The sequence below is a fragment of the Mycobacterium sp. genome (assembly GCF_049280035.1).
Lineage (GTDB): Bacteria > Actinomycetota > Actinomycetes > Mycobacteriales > Mycobacteriaceae > Mycobacterium.
This window is the reverse complement of sequence record NZ_JBAPPI010000271.1, coordinates 12468-30763: the sequence shown is the minus strand read 5'-3', so window position 1 is coordinate 30763 and position 18296 is coordinate 12468. Positions and strand designations below refer to the sequence as shown.

The following is an 18296-nucleotide window of genomic DNA, read 5'->3' as shown; positions in this document are numbered from 1 at the left end:
ATGGCGCGCGGCGCGACCGTGCTGCGTGGCATCTGGGGATTTCACGGTGACCATAAACCCCACGGCGACAAGCTTTTCCAGCTGACACGACGCGTCCCGGTGGTGACGATCATTATTGATACGCCTGAGTGGATTGCGCGCAGCTTCGATATCGTCCACGAGTTGACGGCGGACCACGGGGTGGTCACCAGTGAAATGGTCCCGGCGGTGCTGTCCATCGCCGGGCCCGACCGCATGGGTGATACTCAGTTGGCACGTCACGACTATTGATCATCGCTACGCAGCAGCATTGCCAGTACCGCGGCTTGACTGCCTTGCACGTCGCGGGTGGACTGGTGTCTGACCAATCACTGCTATCAGCAGTCACGCCTGCACCAGCGCCCCACCATGAGGTGATGCTGGAAGATGTGGCGTATGCGATATCACGGGCCGGGGAGGACGGACTGATATCACATGCGACGTCAAATCGAAGAAGGCAACTATGCCTGAGCCAGCGACTCAAGAGGCAATTGAGTCTCCTGGAGTCCAACCAACCCATCGTGCTCCGTCAGCTCAGCGCGGGCACGACCTTGTCGACGAGCAACTGGACCGACTTCCACGCCTCGTCGACCGGCATGCCGCCGACCAGAGGGTGCAGCACGATCGGCCCGTAGTCGGTGCTGTCGCGGACTTCGGCGATGAGCTGGTCGGGGGTTAGAAAGCGGTAGCGTCCCGACGCCCTCACCTCCTCCAGCGTCTGAACCCCGGGCAGGTGCATAAGCGAGCGTTGGTCTTTCGACCATCCGCCGTAAGTGACTGCCTCCCAAAGGATATGCTCACCGAGCTGGGCCCAGGCCCGGTCCGGATCTTCGTGCAAGTAGATCATGCCGCGGTTGATCGGCCCGGGCATGATGATCAGCGGCGCAATCCCGGCCTCCGCGCACAACTCGCGATAGTAGGCGGCAACCTCGGGCAGGTGGTCGGCCATGCTGAGCGGCAACCGAAAACGCGCGGCGCGGCGCGCGGTGACGCGCGCGCCTCCCCCGACGTACAGCGGCGGATGTGGCCGCGTCCAGGAACCTGTGCCTGACCACACTGAGAGCATTCGCTCGATCAGGCTGTCCATCAGCTTGCCGCGCTGGCTGAAATCGACTCCGAGTTCGTCATATTCGATGGTGCGGTAGCCTAGACCTATCGTGGTGTGCAGTCGGCCGCTGCTCATATTGTCGACCAGCGCAATGTCTTCAGCGAGCCGGACCGGATTCCACAACGGCCCGAGCGCACAGTCCACGCTCGCGATCAACGTCGAGGTCTGTGCGAGGAACATCCCGGCAGCCATGATCGGGTTACAGCTCCACCCGTGCCCGGTGGCGTGGTGCTCGTCGACGCTCACCGTGCTGATGCCCCGTGACTCGCCCCATTGCGCCAGTTCGAGTGCGGCACGGATCAGTTCGCTCTGCTTGCGTGGCTCTCCTTGCGGCGACGCGAAATTGAAGCGCAGGACCGTCAGTAACATCTCCGACCTCCGGTCAGGCTTCAGCCGGTGCGGCCGACCGCAGGAAGGCCGGAAAGTCGGGAAACAGCGCGCGATCGACGATCTCGATGCGGGTGCCGAATGCGTCGATGTAGTAGGCGAACAGCGCCAGATCCGGTGGAGACGTGTCAGCGGTCGCTTCGAAGGTGAAACCGTTGGCTTCGAGCAGCCGGGCGCTCTCGGCGAGATCCTCGGTGAAATACCCGAGGTGATGGACCGAGTTACCCGGCGCCGCAATCCACGGACTGTCGAGCACCTGTTGGATCAGCTCCACGTGCGGGCTCTGCAGCGAGTAAACGAACGTCGAGGTAAGTTCGCGGGTCCCGTTCGCAGTGCGGAACGGCAGCGTGTAGGTCAGCGGGGTGATCCACCGGTAGCCGGCCAGCGCACTGAGGCGAGCCATCGCGGCCTCGAGATCGGGCACCACAATGCCGGTGTGGTAGTAATCCTCGGGTCGTAACGCGAATGCCATGGCCATCCTTTGAGATATCAGACGCAGTCGGATGCGCCGTCGACGACGAAGACTGCGCCGCTGGTGTACCTGCTTTGTTCGGTGCACAGGAAAGCCACCGTCGGTGCTATCTCCCCCACGGATCCGAAGCGCCGCAACGGGATGTGAGCCAGCTCGGACTCGACTAGTTCTTCGGCGACATGCATCGGCGCGGTCATCGGCGTGTCGATCGTCCCGGGCGCAACCGCATTCACCCGGATTCCCTTGGCGGCCCACTTGACGGCCAGATTTCTGGTGACATCGATGATCCCGGCCTTCGCGGCGCCATAGCCCGGCACCAGCGGGACAGCTCGCAGCGCAGACATCGACGCCAGATTCACCACACTGGCGCCGCCGTTGGCGGTCGACGCCCGCAGCGCTCGGTAGAGGCCGACGGTCAAGCGGTAAGGACCGGTCAGGTTCAGCGCCACCGACGCCTCGAACCCATCCGGCTTTGACTCATCAAGGCCGTCAGGGAAATTCGCGCCTGCGTTGTTGACCAGCACGTCAAGCCGGGTGAAGTTCTGCACCAATGCATCGACCGAGTCGTGATCAGTCATCTGCAACTGGTGGTAGGTCATGCCGGACAGATCGACGTCGTAGTCCGTTGCGGCCGGTTTGGTCCCGGTGATGGTGACCTGCGCTCCGGCGTCCCGAAACAGCACGGCTGTGGCATGCCCGATCCCGCTGGTGCCGCCGGTGATCAGCGCCTGGGTGCCGGTGAAATCAAAACTGACTTGAGCTCTCATTTATATCTCGCGATTTGTTCGGTGAGCCAGGCTCTTTCCCAGAAGTTCGTGGTCTCGGCCAAGAGCTTTTCGTGGGCTTTCCGCAGCACCTCGCGCGCCCCTGGATGGTCTGCGGGAACCAGCTCGGCGAGGTGGATCGCGTGCAACGGCCGGTCGTCGCCCAGATGTTCGCGGGCCCGGTCCACAAGCGCGGCGGCGCCGGCCAATGCGACCACGTCGGCGCTGACGGCGTCGAACCCCACCGGGTAGAGCTCGGTCGTCGACCGATGATGGAACCAGCCCGAGTAGTTCTCCCAGATGGCCCGCACGTCCCAGGGGACTTTTCCATAGCCTTGACCCACTTCGAATTCCGCGGGCAAGCTAATCTCGCGCATCAGGGTCCGAACATCTTTGCCGGCGTTCATCCCCGCGACGGTCTGGTCGTGAATGTACTGGATGGCGTTGCGTAGCCGGGTCAGCTCGTCGTTGATGCGCATCTGCCCCGAGATCGGTTCGAAGTGGCCGGTCACCAACAGTTCGGGTTGCAGATCACGAACCCGCTCGACCGAGGCGATGGCGGTCAGCGCGTCCCGGTACCGGTCGCCGCGCATGGTGACCAGGTTGGGAATGTGCCCGAAGAGCGGGCCGAAGGTATTACCGCACAGGCAAATCCGCTCCTCCGGTAGCCAGATCACGAGCGAGTCGTTGGTTTCCCCGCCTGGCACGGAGATCAACTCCATGCGCCGTCCGCCGACCTCCAGGGTGAGCGTGTCTTCGAAGTCGAGGTCGACAGTGGGTACGCTCTGGCCCGGCAGGCGTTTGGTGCCGAGACGACGTTGAATGGCCTGGATACCGGTCGCCAAGGTGTCTTTGAAGGCGAACGCGCTGCGGCTGGCCCGGTACGGGATCAGGCGTTCGTTGTCGTCTCGCCATGAAGTCCAATTCGCTTGTGCGACAACCGTTGTATCCGGGTCTCGCACGCTGTCCAGACCGCCGACGTGGTCCACATGGCCTTGGCTGAAGATGATGTAGCGCACCGGGGAGTGGTCGACGGCGTCGAAGTTGGCGCGGTGCACCGGCCCCTCAAACCCCATGCCGGTGTTGATGATCACCCGGCCGTCATTCGTGGTCAGCAGGTAAGAGTTCGACAAACCTGGCGAGCACCACAGTCCCGGGGCGATCTGCTCGGCCTTTTCCGCGGAAGCCGGGCGCATGGCATCGGCGCCCGGCCGGCTGCGATAGACCGGTTCAAACGTCACTGTTTCCCCTTCATTCGGCGCGTACGTCGAACCTGTCGAAATAGAAGTCGAACCGGGCGCGGAGTTCATCGGGCGACATGCCGAAGTGCCGTTGCAGGTCGTAGCGGATACGTCCGTGCTTGCCGCGCGGATTACCGTCCAGATAACGCTGGAAGCCTTTGCGCACCTTCGGGGTCAACTCGACTGCGCCGCGACGGTAAAGCTCGTCGAGCAACGGCATTTCGTTGCCGTTGAGGTGGTGGAAGCTGATGTCGATGCTGCGTTCTACCGGCACCAGGTCGCGGTCACGCACGCACGCGCTGAGCAGCCGGTGCACCCGGTCGCTCCAGTAGTCGAGCAGCCAGTCCGGTTCGATGCTGGTCCGGCGCAGTCGGTCGGAATACGCCATCATCGTGATCGCGGACTGGATCACCGCGACGGGATCACGGTGCGTGAAGGCCACTGTCGCGTCCGGGAAGGTGGCCATCAGCGGGCCGAGCTGCTCACAATGCTGCGGACTTTTCAGCACCCACGTCTGCGGACCGCGCAGGAACGTCAACGCCTGCAAGACCTTCTTCATGTATGCGTAGTGCCGGTTTTGGTCGAGGCCAAGGTAGTAGTCGCGCCAGTCCGGCACGCGGGCATGCCATTCCAGAACGTAGCCGGCCAGATCGAGGTCGAGGAGTTCGACTTCCTCCTCGATCGCCTCCGGGAACCGGTCGTGCATGGCGGCAACGACGGGCGCGCTGGCCATGAGTGCGTCGTGTTCGGATTTGGCTCGCGCGTAGCGGGGATCGACGCCGAAGATGTTGGGGCCTTGGCCGAGCGCCGGGATTGGATCCTGGCTCTCCCAGTACGGCAGCGCGCGCCGGCGCGGATCGGCTGCGATGAGATTGACCAGATGCGTAGTACCGGATCGTGGCATCCCAACGACGATGAACGGCTTCTCGATTTGGATCGACTCGATCTCGGGATACCGCTTGATGAGATCGGTCAGCGAGAGCCGGTTGCGCAGCAGGCGAACCACCCGTTGCCGCAGCGAGGAGCGAGTGAGCTGAGTCAGGCCCTCGTCGGCTTCGATCGCGGCCACGTGCACGGCCAGCCGTTCGGTGAAGCCGTCGGTGTCGTCCAGGTCGTCGCCCACCGAGGCCTGGTCAATGGCTTCGGCGAGCATCTGATCAATGTCGAGGTCGACGTGTTTGGCCTCGGTGAACTCGAGAATCTGTCGCTGCACATCGGTCAGCCGGGGTGACGTCAGGTCCTCGAAGTCCATGTCGTCTACGTCGCCGACCGCAGCACCCACGCCACCGCCTCCTCGACTTAGTGCCGAATGCAGAGTAGCGCCCAACGGCGCAGCGTTTAGCCGCATCCTGTCGGGGTACGCCGTGCCAAGTGCTCGCATTCGTCAACTCGAGCGCTGGAGGTATGTGGCATGTCCGAGATGATCATCCAATCGCCCGACGAAGTGGTCGCGTTCCTGAAAGCACAGCACAACCTCATCGAGGACATGTTCGACCAAGTGCTGCACGCGACGGACCCGCAAGCCCGGGAGAAACCGTTTGTGCAGTTGCGCCAATTGCTGGCTGTGCACGAGACAGCCGAGGAAATGGTGGTACATCCTCGGGTGCGCCGCGAAGTGGATGCCATCGACTCGATCGTCGATGCTCGGCTCGAAGAGGAGCACGAGGCAAAGGAGCTGTTGTCGAAGATCGAGAAGATCGATATCACCTCGCAGCAGTTCATCGATGAGCTCACAAAGCTGCGGGATGCGGTGCTGGACCACGCCCTGCATGAGGAGACCTACGAATTCCCTAAGTTGCAAAAGGAACTCGACGCCGACGAGCTAAAGCGGCTGACAGTAGCAGTACGGGCGGCTGAGGCTATCGCGCCAACCCGTCCGCATGCCGGCGTGGAATCAGCGATGTTGAACTTTGCCGTCGGACCGTTCGCGTCGATGCTCGACCGCGCCCGCGATTTGATTGGACATACCCTCGGCTAACGCAGCGTCTCCGTAGTGTGGGTGAAGTGAGCGTCGCTCCGGATACGACCGTTGCCCTGCAAGACCGCTTCTTCCGCGACTTGCCGGAGATGGCTGTCCGGTGGCATGCCGAGACCTTTCCCGACCTGCGACTGTTGGCGCTCAACGAGCCGCTGGCCGCCGAGCTTGGCCTCGACGCTGCCTGGCTGCGCAGTCGGGACGGGCTGCGTTTCTTGGTGGGCAACCTGGTTCCCGACGACGCCGCTCCGGTAGCGCAGGCCTACGCCGGGCACCAGTTCGGCGGCTACGTGCCGCGGTTGGGCGATGGGCGCGCGCTGCTGCTGGGCGAGCTCGTCGGCGCCGACGGGCGCACTCGCGATATCCACCTGAAGGGTTCGGGCGCCACGCCGTTCGCCCGCGGCGGTGACGGCCTGGCCGCGGTCGGACCGATGCTGCGCGAGTACATCGTCAGCGAGGCCATGCACGCTCTGGGTGTGCCGACGACGCGATCGTTGGCAGTGGTCGGCACCGGACGCCCGGTATACCGCGAGACGCCTCTGCCGGGCGCGGTGCTCGCCCGCGTGGCCAGCAGCCACCTGCGGGTCGGGAGCTTCCAATATGCCGCGGCTACCGCCAACCTTGACCTGCTGCGACGGCTGGCCGACCACGCCATCGCCCGCCACTATCCCGCGGCAGCCGAGGCTGAACGGCCCTATCTCGCGCTGTTCGAAGCGGTGGCCCGGGTCCAGGCGTCGCTGGTGGCCCGATGGATGCTGATCGGCTTCATCCACGGGGTGATGAACACCGACAACATGACAATCTCCGGTGAAACCATCGACTACGGACCATGCGCCTTCATGGAGGCCTACGACCCCGACACGGTCTTCAGCTCGATCGATCACTGGGGCCGCTACGCCTACGGCAATCAGCCCGCCATCGCCGGGTGGAACCTCGCCCGGTTCGCCGAGGCACTTCTCCCGCTGCTCTCCGACAATGTCGAAGAGGGCATTGCGCTCGCCGAGGAGTCGTTCGGCGCATTCCGCGATGAGTACGACGCCACTTGGACGTCGGGGATGCGAGCCAAGCTTGGGCTGTCTGTTGACGTTGAAGCCGGAGTCGTCACATCCTTGGTCGACGAGTTGCTGCTCCTGCTGAAAGAGAGCGGGGTGGATTACACCTCGTTTTTCCGCCAGCTCAGCCGGGCTGCTCGCGGCGACACCGGGCCAGCCGGCTTCGGCGATTGGATGTCGCGCTGGCGAGCGCTGGGCCCGGACGCCGAGTCGATGGACCGCGCCAACCCGATCTACATTCCGCGCAACCATCTCGTCGAGGAAGCTCTGAGCGCGGCGACGACGGGCGACTTGGGTCCCCTCGAGCAGCTCCTCGCCGCCGTGACCGCGCCTTACGACGAACGTCCGGGCCTCGAGCGCTACGCCAGTCCGGCTCCCGAGGACTTCGGCAGCTATCAAACCTTCTGTGGCACCTGATGCGATTTCGGTGCTGAGCCCAACTTGTTCGCCTTGCGAATTCCGTTGTCCAGCAAGCCAGCCGGCGCGTACTTTTTCAGCAATGCCAGCCGCCGTGCCAGGGGTCCGGCCGGATACCGCAATTTCGGCCTACGGCTGGTCGCCGCCTTGACCACGACTCGCGCGACCACGTCGGGATCATCCCCGCTGTGCAGCGACTCGGTGATGACCTGCTTGACGTGCTCGCGAACGGCCTCGTAACTGTCCAGCGGCGAATCGGCATCGGTCGCGTTGGCCTCGAACGAGGTGTTGGTGTAGCCGGGTTCTACGACGGAGACCCGCACACCGAATTCGCGGGTTTCATGATCGAGGGACTCCGAGTACCCCTCGACCGCGTGCTTCGAGGCTGCGTAAAACGAGCCGTAGGGCGAAGGCAGGAATCCCAGCACCGAGCCGATGTTGATGATGCGACCACTGCGCTGTGCACGCAGGTACGGCAGCACCTCGCGGGTCAACCGCGCCAATCCGAAGAAGTTGGTCTCGAACAGTTGCTGCGCCTGGCCGACCGACGTCTCCTCCGCGGCGCCGAAGACGCCGGCGCCGGCGTTGTTGACCACAATGTCGATGCGACCGGCGCGCTGAACGACCGTGGATACCGCCGAGGTGACCGACGCGTCGTCGGTGACGTCGAGCTGGACCAATTCCACTCCGGCGACCGGTTCCGTCGTTCGCGGGTTACGGCTGGTGCCGAAGACCTCGAAGCCTTTTTCCGCGAAGGCGCTGGCTATAGCCCGGCCGATTCCCGAGGAGACGCCGGTAACCAGCACCACTGGCGATCGATTTGTCATGTCCACTCCTAGTAAACCGATTGGTGTACTTCCATCCGCGGTCACGGTACACGACTTGACGCCCGATGTAAACCGGTCGGTATACTCCAGGTATGAGCAAGCAGCAGGCGCCAACCAAGGGCGGCCGTGGCGCGCGTCAGCGCATCCTGGATGCTGCCGCGGAGTTGTTCTATCGGGACGGCATCAACGCCACTGGCGTCGAACGACTCGCGGCCGAATCGTCGGTCTCCAAACGGACGCTCTACCAACACTTTCCGAGCAAGACAGCGGTGGTTGAGGAGTATCTGCGTAGCATCGAGCACCGCGTCGCCAATCCCATGGAGAACGAGGAGCAAACGCCGCGCGAGCGCTTGCTGGCTGTTTTCCAACCGCCGACCGCGCGCGGCGGACCGCTGCGGGGCTGCCCGTTCCACAACGCGGCCGTCGAGGCAGCAGGAGCCATGCCGGGGGTCCAGGAAATCGTCCGTGCCACCAAGCGCGGCTTCATCAACGGATTGGCTGAGCTGGCCAAACAGGCTGGCGCCGCCGATCCGCAACTGCTGGGCAACGAGCTCGGGGTGCTCTATGAGGGTGCGGCTGCACTGGCCACGTCGTTAGACGACTCGTCGCCATGGGCGCAGGCGCGCGCGGCAGCTGAGACGCTGATCGACCAAGCGCTCGCCTCGGGGCGCTCCTGATTTGTCGCTTCAGCGGCGTGCCGGGCCGGCGCTGTCACATCTGCCCCACAGATCTCCGGGCGGAGCCGACGCGCAATTTGCCCGCCTTCGAGCGACAACGTGAGGCGCGCAACGGATTTGTCGCTGGGAGGCGGGCACAACAAACGCACCAAACCCGCGGAGACTCGTGTGGCTGATGTGATAGTCGCGGTTGAGGCCAACGGATAGGGGCACTACATCAGCAGCGTTGCTAGCGCGCGCCGCGCACCAACCGGCCGGGGCGCGCGCCGGTGTCGGCGCCGTCGCGTCGGGTAACGACGCCGTTGACGACCGTGGCGCTGTAGCCGGACGCGCCCTGGACGAGCCGGTTGCCACCGGCCGGCAGGTCGTAGGCCATCCGGGGGGCGTGCAGGGTGAGCGCATCCATGTCGATCACGTTGACGTCGGCCCGCTTTCCGATTTCGATGACACCGCGATCGGAGAGCCCGAAGAGCTGCGCGGTATCGCGTGACTGTTTGCGGATGACATACTCCAGCGGCAGTTTTTCGCCGCGGTGACGATCGCGCGCCCAGTGCGTCAGCAGGAAGGTGGGATACGACGCGTCACAGATCATGCTGCAGTGTGCGCCGCCGTCGGACAGTCCGACCACGCCCGCGGGATGCGTGAGCATTTCACGGATCGCGTCGTGGTTGCCGTGGGAGTAGTTGTAGAACGGCAGCATCAGCATCGAGGTTGCGTCGGCCTCGAGCATCAAGTCGTAGAGCGTGGCCAGTGGATCCTCGCCCCGCTCAGCGGCGATTTTCTCAACGGTCCGGTCGTCGGTCGGCTCGTAGTCGGGGGGATCACCCATCGCATACAACCGGCCAAGCGAATATTGAGCAAGAGCGAACATGTTGTCGAACAACAGGTTTGGGTCCGGTGGCAGATCGTCCTCGGACAGGATCGCAGCCTTGACGGCGGGATCGGCGAGGCGTTGGGCGAGCTCCTCGCGACTGCATTCGGCCTTCAGTCGACGGAAGGTTGGGCGGTGGGTGAACGCGTGATGCCCGGGGAAGCCGAACAGCATGCCGAACGGTCGCGCGGCGATTTGGGGATACAACCGACTACCTGACGCGTGGGCGGCCGCCGAGATGTCCAGCTGTTCGCGCCACAGGTCCGGCGCGTTGTCCACCTGGATCATGCCGAAGGAAATCGGCCGGTCGATCTCAGCGCCGAGGCGTTGCATCCAATCCAGTTCCTTCTTGGGCGCGATGATGTCCTCGCCCGCCACTCCCTGCGGAGCCAGCTCGAAGACCGCTTGGCCGCCGGCCGCCATGGCCCGGCCGAGCCCGAACAGTTCATCTTCTGCGGCATAGGTTCCGGGGACCGGCTCGCCGTCGATGGCGCGGTGGCCGATGGTGCGGGAGGTCGAAAAGCCCAGCGCGCCGGCCTCGATAGCCTCCTGCACGAGGCGCGCCATCGCCGCAATGTCGTCAGGTGAGGCGGGCTCGTTGCGGGCGCCGCGCTCGCCCATCGCGTAGGCGCGGATCGCGCCGTGCGCGACCTGGCTGCCCACGTCGACAGCGAATTTTTGCTTCCCGATGACATCGAGATATTCGGGGTAGCTTTCCCAGCCCCACGAGATGCCCTCGGTGAGTGCGGCGCCGGGTATGTCCTCGACGCCCTCCATCAGGCCGATCAGCCAATCTTCTTGACCCGGCCGCACCGGCGCGAACCCAACCCCGCAGTTACCCATGACGACAGTGGTTACACCGTGACTGCTGGACGGCTCCAGCATGTCGTCCCAGCTGACCTGGCCGTCGTAGTGGGTGTGAATGTCGACAAATCCGGGTGCGACGATCTTTCCGGTCGCGTCGATCGTGTCGGCGGCCTCGCCTTCCAGCGGCGGACTGCCCGGCCCGCGGCGACGAACCTCGACGATTCTGCCGTCTTTGACCGCAACGTCGGCGTCGAATCGGTCCGCACCCGTTCCGTCCACGACGGTGCCGCCCGTGATTTTGAGGTCGAACACGATTACTCCCTTGTCTGCCCGGCCAGCCGCTACAGTGGCCAATGTAACACCGTTACAGACGCGAGGGGAACGCTTCGATGACGACCCAAGCAGCACCTCATGTCCAGCGAGAGGACGCGATCGGCACGCCGCCGCAACGCCCGACACTAGTGCCCGCAGAGCGGTACTACTCCCCCGCGTTTGCACAGCTTGAGGTACAGCGGATGTGGCCGAAGGTGTGGCAGGTCGCCTGCACGGTGGACCACGTTGCCGCGCCCGGCGACTATTTCGAATACCGTTGCGGCCCTTACTCGGTACTCATCGTTCACAGCGACGACGGGACGCTTCGGGCCTTCCAGAACGTGTGCCGCCATCGCGGCAACTCGCTGTGCGCCGGCTCGGGTGCAGGTTTGCGTGAACTGCGCTGCGGCTACCACGGCTGGACGTGGGATCTGTGCGGCGTTCTCAAGCGGGTCCCGAACCGTAAGGGATTCGGAACGCTGCAGATGTCTGAGCTGCCACTCGTTGCGGTTCGCGTCGAAACCTGGGAAAGGCTCGTGTTCGTCAACCTCGACATCGACGCGGCTCCGTTGGCCGACTTCTTGGAGGCGGTGCCGCAGGATGTCGCATGGCTTGGTCTCGGCGACTTCCGGTGCTACGGGACAATAACCATCGAAGTCGATGCGAATTGGAAGACGATCGGCGACGGGTTCTGCGAGACCTATCACGTCCAGACGTTGCATCCTGAGTTGCACCGGTGCATGGATGATGTTTATGCCCCGCAGGTGATTTGGGGGCACACCGGCAAGTCCGAGCAGCTGTACGGTGTGCCAAGCCCGCATCTCAAGCACACCCCCACCGACGCTGAGGTGTGGGACGCCTACGTCTGCACCCAGGGGGCACTGATGGGAGTGGCGGAGGGCACGCCGTTCCCGGGTGCCCAGCACGGCCAGTCGGCCAAAGATGTAATCGCCGAGCGGACAAGAGCTTTCGCTGCCGAGCGCGGAGTCGACTTAAGCTGGGCCAGTACCGATCAGGTGATGCGGCTGCACCAGTACAACGTCTTTCCGAATCTAACGCTGCTGGCCAACGCTGATCACTTGACGGTGATGGCCGCACGTCCGGGGCCTGATCCTGATCACGGCGAGTTTGTCATGTTGTTGTGGACGCGGATGCCGCCGGGTGCGCCGCGGATCAAGCCCGTCGACGTTCGGATGACGGCCAATGAGGCCGAGCCCGGTCTGGTGATGACCCAGGACATTAACGTGTTGGCGGGACTTCAGCGCGGTCTGCGCCAGCCGGGGTTCACGCACTTGACGCTGTCCAGCGAGGAACGCCGGGTGATCAATATGCACCGCAACCTCGAACGTTATCTTGAGCTCCCCGAAGCAGATCGCATGACCGGGGGTGAGACCAGTGACAGCGGCCGTTAGCGCGGAAGCGATCCTCGACACCGCGGCCCGGCTGATCGAACTGCACGGCGTCGAGGCATTCACCATGCGTGGCCTCGCCGAGGAGCTCGGGGTGGCCGTCACGTCGATCTACTGGCATGTCGGTGGCCGCGACAAGCTTTTCGACAGCCTGGTCGACCGATTGCTCAGCGAGATGGCGCATCTGCCCATCGAGGGGGACACCGCGGTCGAACGAATTGCGTCACTGGCGCGTTCGCAGCGCGGGGCGCTGATCGACCGACAACACCTGCTTGCCATTGCGCATGAACGCGACCGGACGCCGATGCTGTTTCTGCCGATTCAGCAGATGTTGGCGGCGCAGCTGGCCGATCTGGGCGTGACCGGAACCGACGCCGCACTCATCCTGCGAGCGGTGCAGGTTCACGTCATATCGTCTGCGGTGATGCAGTTTTCGGCTGTTCGGGGAGCCAAGCACGAGGAGGAGGATCCCTCGCTGTGGGACGACGACTGGCCCGACCAAGCGCTCGTCCAGGCGCTGCAATCCCCCACCGACTACGACGCGGTTTTCGAATACGGCCTCAACGCGCTGCTCAGTCAGATCCCGTCGGGCGGCTGAAAGGACGCGATCAGCCGGCCGATATCGCGCCGACGCGACTCGGCCGGCCACACCACCCAGGTGCGGCGCACCACTGGTTGGCCGACCAGCGGTGACCACGTCACGTTGTCGGGCAGCGGTTGCAGTCCGCCCTCGGGTGCCAACGCGAAGGCCTATCCGCTGTCGACGGCCGCGAACTTAACCGCAGCGATCAGCACTTGACCGTCAGGCGCCGGCGGTCCGACATCGACGCCGTGGCTGCGGAGGATTCCCGTCAGCTCGTCATACCAGGCGGGGCTGCTGGAGCGGGGAAAGCCGATCCATTCCAGTTCGGCCAGTTGGTCCAGCTGGACGCCGTCTGAGCCCGCAAGTCGCGCAGCAACTTTCGATGAGATGAGTACGCCAAGGGGTTCTTGAGCGACCAGCATCGCGTCGAATTCCGACCCGGACGGCCGTTCACGGACCAGGCCCACGTCCAGTTGATCGCTGCGTAAGGCCATGAATTGCGCGGCCGTCGAAAGGTGCTGCGGAGCGACGCGCGTGTTGGGGGATTCCATTGCGAATTTGGCCAGCGCCGTGGGGAGCACGTCAGGAGCCAGTTCCAACGGGATGCCGAGCCTGATGACCTCACCGGATCCGGTGCTATAGGCGCTCATCGTCCGCAGGGCCTGATGGTAGCGGGCCAAGACCGCACGCGCCTCGACGAGCAATGTCGTTCCGGCTTCGGTTGGGCGCACGCCGGTGCTGGTGCGCTCCAGCAGCGTGACCCCGAGCTCGCGTTCCAGAGCGCTCACCGTCTGCGATAACGCCGACTGACTGACATGCAGGCGTCGCGACGCCGCGGACATGCCGCCTTCTTCCACGACCGCCACGAAGGCGCTGAGTTCCCGCAACTCCATAGCTGTCCCATCCGACCACGCCGACTAGCTATCGGCCTAGCTTATAGCCGCCGCTAATACCGCCGATTAGCCAAACAGATGACTTCGTTCGCAGGGCGGATTAAATAGACGTGGCACTGCGCTATTGCGCACGACATTCACAGTATTTCGGCTAAGGAGCAGGTCCGATGACAACGACACTCGAAGGCTCAACCGCACTGGTAACCGGGGCAACGGCCGGAATCGGTCGGGCGGTAGCACTGCAACTCGGTCAGCTCGGCGCTGAGGTCATAGTTCACGGGCGCAGCGCGGAACGCGGCGCCAAGGTGGTGCAGGAGATCCAAAACGCCGGCGGCAAAGCACGTTTCATCGCTGCTGATCTTGCCGACGCCGACGACGTGCGCCGGCTGGCCGCCGAGGTGGGATCGGTCGATATCTTGATCAACAACGCCGGTGTCTACAAGTTCGGTGCGACCGCTGACACCGACGACGCATTCTTTGACGAGCACATCAACATCAACCTGCGCGCCCCGTACATCCTGGTGCAGAAGTTGGTGCCGGGTATGGCCGAGCGCGGCCACGGCGTCGTCGTCAACCTCAGCACCGTCGCCGCCACTATTCCGGCTCGCACCGGAGGCATCTACGGTGCCAGCAAGGCCGGCGTGGAACTGCTGACCCGGGTCTGGGCGGATGAATTCGGTCGATCCGGTGTGCGGGTGAACGCGGTGCAGTCCGGGCCGGCCGAAACTCCCGGCACCGACGCGACGCCGGGCCTCGCAGATGCCTTTGCCGCCTACACCGCGCTCGGGCGGGCTGCGGCGCCCGACGAGATCGCCAACGCCATCACGTTTCTGGCCTCTCCGGCAGCGAGCTCTGTGAATGGCGCCATTCTGCAGGTCACCGGTGGTCAGCTAGCGATCGGTGGCTAGCGCCGCCTACCAGGCAACGGAGGTCGTCATGTCAAACAAGGTTTTGGTCACCGGAGCGAGCGGCTTGCTCGGGGTTGCCGCCATCGAGAAGTTCCTGTCGGCGGGCTGGGACGTGGTCGGGGTTTCCCGTCGCAAGCCCGAGCTATCGAGCGGACGGGAAATCGAGTTCCTGTCGGTCGATCTGCAGGATCGCGATGCGGCCCGTGCGGCGTTCGAGCCGCTGACCGACATCACCCACATCGCCTACACAGCGCTGCATGAAAAGCCCGACCTGGTCGCGGGCTGGTCGAGCAAAGACCAGATCGAAACCAACAACGCCATGTTGCGCAACGTCGTCGAACCGATCTTGACCAGCGCCAAAGACTTTCAACACATCAGCATCCTGCAGGGAACGAAGGTCTACGGTGTGCATCTGCACCCGATCCCCATCCCGGCACGGGAAAGCGATCCGCGTGATCCGCATCCGAACTTCTTCTTGGACCAGGAAGACTATGTCCGAGAAATGGGCGCCAGACACGGCTTCAGTTACACGGCGCTGCGCCCGCAACTAGTCACCGGTCCCACGCCTGGCGCGCTGAACGTGCTTCCGGCAATCGGTGTCTACGCTGCGATCCAGCGCGAGAAGGGCGAACCGTTTGGCTTTCCCGGTGGCCCGTCGTTCGTCTGGGAAGCCGCCGACGCCGACCTCGTCGCTGATGTCATGGTCTGGGCTGCGGGATCGCCTCGAGCGGCTAACGAGGCGTTCAATATCACCAACGGTGACGTCTTTGAATGGCGGAATGCGTGGCCCGCGTTGGCCAGAACCCTCGGCGTCGAAACCGGACCGGATACTCCGATGAGTCTGGCCGGCTACCTCGCCGACCACTCCGATCTGTGGGATCACATCGTCACCAAGTACGGCCTTCGTGCGCTGAGTCTGCGCGAACTGGTCGGGCATGGCGACCAGCACGCGGACTTCGCGTTCGCCTACGGCGCACCGGAAGGACCCCGCGCCTTCGTCAGCACCGTCAAGCTGCGCCAAGCCGGGTTCACCGAAGCCATCGACACCGAGGACGCATTCCGCAACGCACTGCAGTCGCTCATCGATCACAAGTTCCTGCCGCCCGCAGCGAGTTAGCGCCACGTTGACAAGGCACTGGCTAGCGAAAGCTATTCGGCGCTAGCCGATCTCGCGCGCAACAAAGACGGCGATGTAGCCGATCGGGATGCCCGTTCGAGTGGCGATGCATTCCCGCGCCGCGACCTCGACCGTGGACCGGCGGCTCGCGCGGGTAACCCCGCCGATCTCGGGGATCCGGATCAGCCACCCGTTAGTCTCGCGAGTGACTTCGATGTCGAAGCACTGACCGACCGTCGGGAGGTTCTTACGATGGGCGACACGTTGGGTACGGCCGCTGCGCAGCGGTCGTATGCGCACGAGCGCGGGCTGAATAGGCATAGAGTTCTATCCTGAGTCGACGACGAACCGTGGCAAGGGTAATCCGACGAGCAGCCAAATACCTAATCGCCCGACGCCGGGTAGTGGATCAGCGACACGATCTGGAACGTCTGGCCCCTGACCGCGACCATTTGAGAACCGCAAACTGATCGGCGCACAAGGCCTACGATTTCGGCATGCCGATTCTTGGAGACGCAACTGTCGTAGTGGCGCGAGTGACGAGGTCGACGTCCAACGCACTGCGAGTCCAGCTCGCCACCCCCGAAGGCACCGAGTTGGCATGCGCCCGACAAAAAAATGGACTCGGCGTGTTGCTCGGGGTCAAGAACGGTGGCAAAAGCAACTACACGCTGTCCAACGCCGCAGGCGATGAACTCCGTATTGCGGTCGCCGGAACCACGACCGTTACAAGGCAGAGCGAAGCTGTGGGAAGGATTGTGCCGGCTGACGGCGCGGCACGGCTCGAAACCGGCGGCGGCACCGTCCTGGCTGTGGTGCAGCCGCACAGCGGATTCAAGGCCGACAAGGCCTGGCACCATCGGTTGCTGTCCCCAGCAGGCCACGAACTCGGTGTCCTCACCCTGATGACGGTTCACACCGGTTGGAGCGATATCGAATCCGAGGCCATTCAGCTAATGACCAACCACAATGTCGCCGCCCTGAAGGCACCGTCAGCCGGCGCAATACTTGAGCTCCGCGCGCCAGTCGCTCCCGAGGTGGGCGACGTATTGGCCGCGGCGTGCGTTGACTTCTCGGTGTTGCCGCGGGGCTACATCGCATAGTCAGTGGTAGCCGGGCAAATCCGGCACGCCACTGGCGGTCAGCCAACCGCCGCCGTCGACGACCAAAGTTGCTCCCGTTATGTACGACGCGGCATCACTGGCCAGGAATAACACCGCTTCGGCGACCTCAGTGGTCGAACCCGAACGCCTGAGGGGATTCTGGATGGTGCGGTGTTGGTCATCGCCGGCGATTCTCTTCACCCCCTCGGTTCCTGACATCGCCCCGGGGGCAACGATATTGACGCGAACTCCGTCAGGCCCCCATTCGATCGCAGAAGCGCGGCTCAGCGCATCAATGCCGGCCTTGGCCGAAACAACGTGCGCTTGCAGCGCCATGCCGCGGTATTGAATCGCCGCACTGATGTTCACCACGGCGCCGCCGTGATCACGCAGCCATAGCTCGTAGGCTGCCTTCGATACGTTGAATGTCCCCAAAAGGTCGATGTCGACCACGGCTTTGAACCCGTTAGGGCTGAGGCCGCTGATCGGGACGGGGAAGTTTCCGGCCGCATTGTTGACGACGACGTCGAGTTGACCGAATGTTCGCAGCACTTCCTCGATTACCGCCGTCACCTCGTCGTGACGGCGGACGTCGCAGACGTCGTAGCAGGCCTCAATCCCATCTTGCCGCAACGCCGCAACCGCAGCTTGGAGGTTGGCTTCCTTCCGGCTGCAGATGGCGATGCGAGCCCCGTGACTACCGAGCACCCGAGCGATTTCGAGTCCCAGTCCGGTAGCGCCGCCGGTGATTAATGCCACCTTCCCCTGGAGGAGATCGGCCCGGAACGGACTCTGGCTCACGGTCGGGGCTCCTGTGTTGACGGGATCGGCAGCCGGGCGGATTCGTCGAGGTCGACGTCCAGCGCGTTGAGCATCAGCGCCAGCCCCGAGTACCGGTTGATGACCATCAAAACCTCGACGGTGGCCTCCGAACCAAGGGCCTGGTGCACTTGATCGAACACTTCGGCTGAGACGCTCTGTGTGGTGAGCAGCTCGGTTGTCAGGTGCAGCACGGCGAGTTCATCGGGGTTGAAATGGCCTTCTAGCCAATCCGATTCGGAGGTAAGGGCGTTGATCTCGTCTCCGCTGACTCCAGCCGTCCGCGCCACGTCGCGATGCTGCCCGAGCTCATAGGGACAGTCCATCAGATAGGCGGTGCGCAGCACGACAAGTTCGCGCAATCTGACAGGCAGCACCTTACTGGTCAGGGCAGCCTGCCCGGCGAGCATCCAGCCGGTGAATACCTTCTCGGCGTTGGCCAAAGCACGGTAGACGTTGAGATTACCCCGCGCATACGTCAATTCGCGGGCCTGCTCGGTCATCTCTTCCGGCTGACGATAAGCGATTCGAGTCAT

Annotated in this window: 21 protein-coding genes; 9 read left to right on the top strand and 12 right to left on the bottom strand. The window is 63.9% G+C overall.

What is annotated here, in order from left to right; translation table 11 throughout:
* Positions 1 to 270 (top strand): DUF190 domain-containing protein (locus WAN71_RS08840; RefSeq protein ID WP_422224962.1); only part of this gene is annotated, 270 nt, incomplete at its 5' end.
* Between the two features lie 277 nt (positions 271 to 547).
* Here the strand turns inward: WAN71_RS08840 and WAN71_RS08835 are convergent.
* The 5 genes from WAN71_RS08835 to WAN71_RS08815 are packed head-to-tail and all read right to left on the bottom strand — an operon-like array spanning position 548 to position 5242.
* On the bottom strand, positions 548 to 1495 hold the full coding sequence (locus WAN71_RS08835; RefSeq protein WP_422224961.1) for an LLM class flavin-dependent oxidoreductase: 948 nt from the start codon (positions 1493 to 1495) through the stop codon (positions 548 to 550).
* Positions 1496 to 1508: 13 nt separating this feature from the next.
* Positions 1509 to 1985: a VOC family protein gene (locus WAN71_RS08830; protein WP_422224960.1), complete on the bottom strand. Its 477-nt coding sequence runs from the start codon at positions 1983 to 1985 to the stop codon at positions 1509 to 1511.
* A gap of 17 nt (positions 1986 to 2002) precedes the next feature.
* Complete coding sequence (locus tag WAN71_RS08825) at positions 2003 to 2752, bottom strand: SDR family NAD(P)-dependent oxidoreductase (RefSeq protein ID WP_422224959.1); 750 nt, start codon at positions 2750 to 2752, stop codon at positions 2003 to 2005.
* Positions 2749 to 3945 (bottom strand): MBL fold metallo-hydrolase, encoded by a 1197-nt coding sequence (locus WAN71_RS08820; protein WP_422224966.1) that lies wholly within the window; start codon positions 3943 to 3945, stop codon positions 2749 to 2751. The genes WAN71_RS08825 and WAN71_RS08820 overlap by 4 nt, the downstream gene beginning before the upstream one ends.
* 55 nt (positions 3946 to 4000) lie before the next feature.
* On the bottom strand, positions 4001 to 5242 hold the full coding sequence (locus WAN71_RS08815; RefSeq protein ID WP_422224965.1) for a sulfotransferase family protein: 1242 nt from the start codon (positions 5240 to 5242) through the stop codon (positions 4001 to 4003).
* Between the two features lie 159 nt (positions 5243 to 5401).
* On the opposite strand from WAN71_RS08815, the gene WAN71_RS08810 reads away from it, so the two are divergent.
* A complete protein-coding gene (locus WAN71_RS08810) occupies positions 5402 to 5968 on the top strand; it encodes a hemerythrin domain-containing protein (protein ID WP_422224958.1) in 567 nt (188 codons plus the stop codon).
* 26 nt (positions 5969 to 5994) lie between these two features.
* The gene (locus tag WAN71_RS08805; RefSeq protein WP_422224957.1) at positions 5995 to 7434 is read left to right on the top strand and encodes a protein adenylyltransferase SelO; all 1440 of its coding nucleotides are present in this window, start codon (positions 5995 to 5997) and stop codon (positions 7432 to 7434) included.
* Here the strand turns inward: WAN71_RS08805 and WAN71_RS08800 are convergent.
* Positions 7413 to 8261, bottom strand: a complete 849-nt coding sequence (locus WAN71_RS08800; protein WP_422224956.1) for an oxidoreductase — start codon at positions 8259 to 8261, stop codon at positions 7413 to 7415. The two genes, WAN71_RS08805 and WAN71_RS08800, sit on opposite strands and share 22 nt — an antisense overlap.
* Before the next feature lie 92 nt (positions 8262 to 8353).
* Between WAN71_RS08800 and WAN71_RS08795 the strand changes: the two genes are divergently transcribed.
* Positions 8354 to 8938, top strand: a complete 585-nt coding sequence (locus WAN71_RS08795) for a TetR/AcrR family transcriptional regulator (RefSeq protein ID WP_422224955.1) — start codon at positions 8354 to 8356, stop codon at positions 8936 to 8938.
* Positions 8939 to 9167: 229 nt separating this feature from the next.
* On the opposite strand, the gene WAN71_RS08790 is transcribed toward WAN71_RS08795, so the two are convergent.
* Positions 9168 to 10928, bottom strand: coding sequence for an N-acyl-D-amino-acid deacylase family protein (locus WAN71_RS08790; protein ID WP_422224954.1), 1761 nt, complete (start codon positions 10926 to 10928; stop codon positions 9168 to 9170).
* 77 nt (positions 10929 to 11005) lie between these two features.
* On the opposite strand from WAN71_RS08790, the gene WAN71_RS08785 reads away from it, so the two are divergent.
* Positions 11006 to 12340, top strand: a complete 1335-nt coding sequence (locus WAN71_RS08785; protein WP_422224953.1) for an aromatic ring-hydroxylating oxygenase subunit alpha — start codon at positions 11006 to 11008, stop codon at positions 12338 to 12340.
* Complete coding sequence (locus WAN71_RS08780; RefSeq protein WP_422224952.1) at positions 12324 to 12935, top strand: TetR/AcrR family transcriptional regulator; 612 nt, start codon at positions 12324 to 12326, stop codon at positions 12933 to 12935. Before WAN71_RS08785 ends, WAN71_RS08780 begins: the two co-directional genes overlap by 17 nt.
* Here WAN71_RS08780 and WAN71_RS08775 read toward each other — a convergent pair.
* Together WAN71_RS08775 and WAN71_RS08770 are read right to left on the bottom strand one after the other, a co-directional pair.
* Positions 12914 to 13078 carry a hypothetical protein gene (locus WAN71_RS08775; protein ID WP_422224951.1) on the bottom strand — a complete coding sequence of 55 codons (165 nt, stop codon included), beginning with the start codon at positions 13076 to 13078 and terminating at the stop codon, positions 12914 to 12916. The genes WAN71_RS08780 and WAN71_RS08775 overlap by 22 nt on opposite strands.
* 9 nt (positions 13079 to 13087) lie before the next feature.
* Positions 13088 to 13813 carry a LysR family transcriptional regulator gene (locus WAN71_RS08770; RefSeq protein ID WP_422224950.1) on the bottom strand — a complete coding sequence of 242 codons (726 nt, stop codon included), beginning with the start codon at positions 13811 to 13813 and terminating at the stop codon, positions 13088 to 13090.
* Positions 13814 to 13980: 167 nt separating this feature from the next.
* On the opposite strand from WAN71_RS08770, the gene WAN71_RS08765 reads away from it, so the two are divergent.
* Both WAN71_RS08765 and WAN71_RS08760 read left to right on the top strand, forming a co-directional pair.
* Complete coding sequence (locus tag WAN71_RS08765; RefSeq protein ID WP_422224949.1) at positions 13981 to 14721, top strand: SDR family NAD(P)-dependent oxidoreductase; 741 nt, start codon at positions 13981 to 13983, stop codon at positions 14719 to 14721.
* Positions 14722 to 14749: 28 nt separating this feature from the next.
* Positions 14750 to 15838: an SDR family oxidoreductase gene (locus WAN71_RS08760; protein WP_422224948.1), complete on the top strand. Its 1089-nt coding sequence runs from the start codon at positions 14750 to 14752 to the stop codon at positions 15836 to 15838.
* A 42-nt stretch (positions 15839 to 15880) separates the two neighbouring features.
* Here the strand turns inward: WAN71_RS08760 and WAN71_RS08755 are convergent, their stop codons facing one another.
* The gene (locus WAN71_RS08755) at positions 15881 to 16123 is read right to left on the bottom strand and encodes a long chain fatty acid-CoA synthetase (protein WP_422224964.1); all 243 of its coding nucleotides are present in this window, start codon (positions 16121 to 16123) and stop codon (positions 15881 to 15883) included.
* A gap of 212 nt (positions 16124 to 16335) precedes the next feature.
* Between WAN71_RS08755 and WAN71_RS08750 the strand changes: the two genes are divergently transcribed.
* Entirely contained in the window at positions 16336 to 16941 is a 606-nt protein-coding gene (locus WAN71_RS08750) for a hypothetical protein (RefSeq protein ID WP_422224947.1), read from the top strand.
* On the opposite strand, the gene WAN71_RS08745 is transcribed toward WAN71_RS08750, so the two are convergent.
* Together WAN71_RS08745 and WAN71_RS08740 are read right to left on the bottom strand one after the other, a co-directional pair.
* Positions 16942 to 17742 carry an SDR family oxidoreductase gene (locus WAN71_RS08745; protein WP_422224946.1) on the bottom strand — a complete coding sequence of 267 codons (801 nt, stop codon included), beginning with the start codon at positions 17740 to 17742 and terminating at the stop codon, positions 16942 to 16944.
* Entirely contained in the window at positions 17739 to 18296 is a 558-nt protein-coding gene (locus WAN71_RS08740; RefSeq protein ID WP_422224945.1) for a carboxymuconolactone decarboxylase family protein, read from the bottom strand. Before WAN71_RS08740 ends, WAN71_RS08745 begins: the two co-directional genes overlap by 4 nt.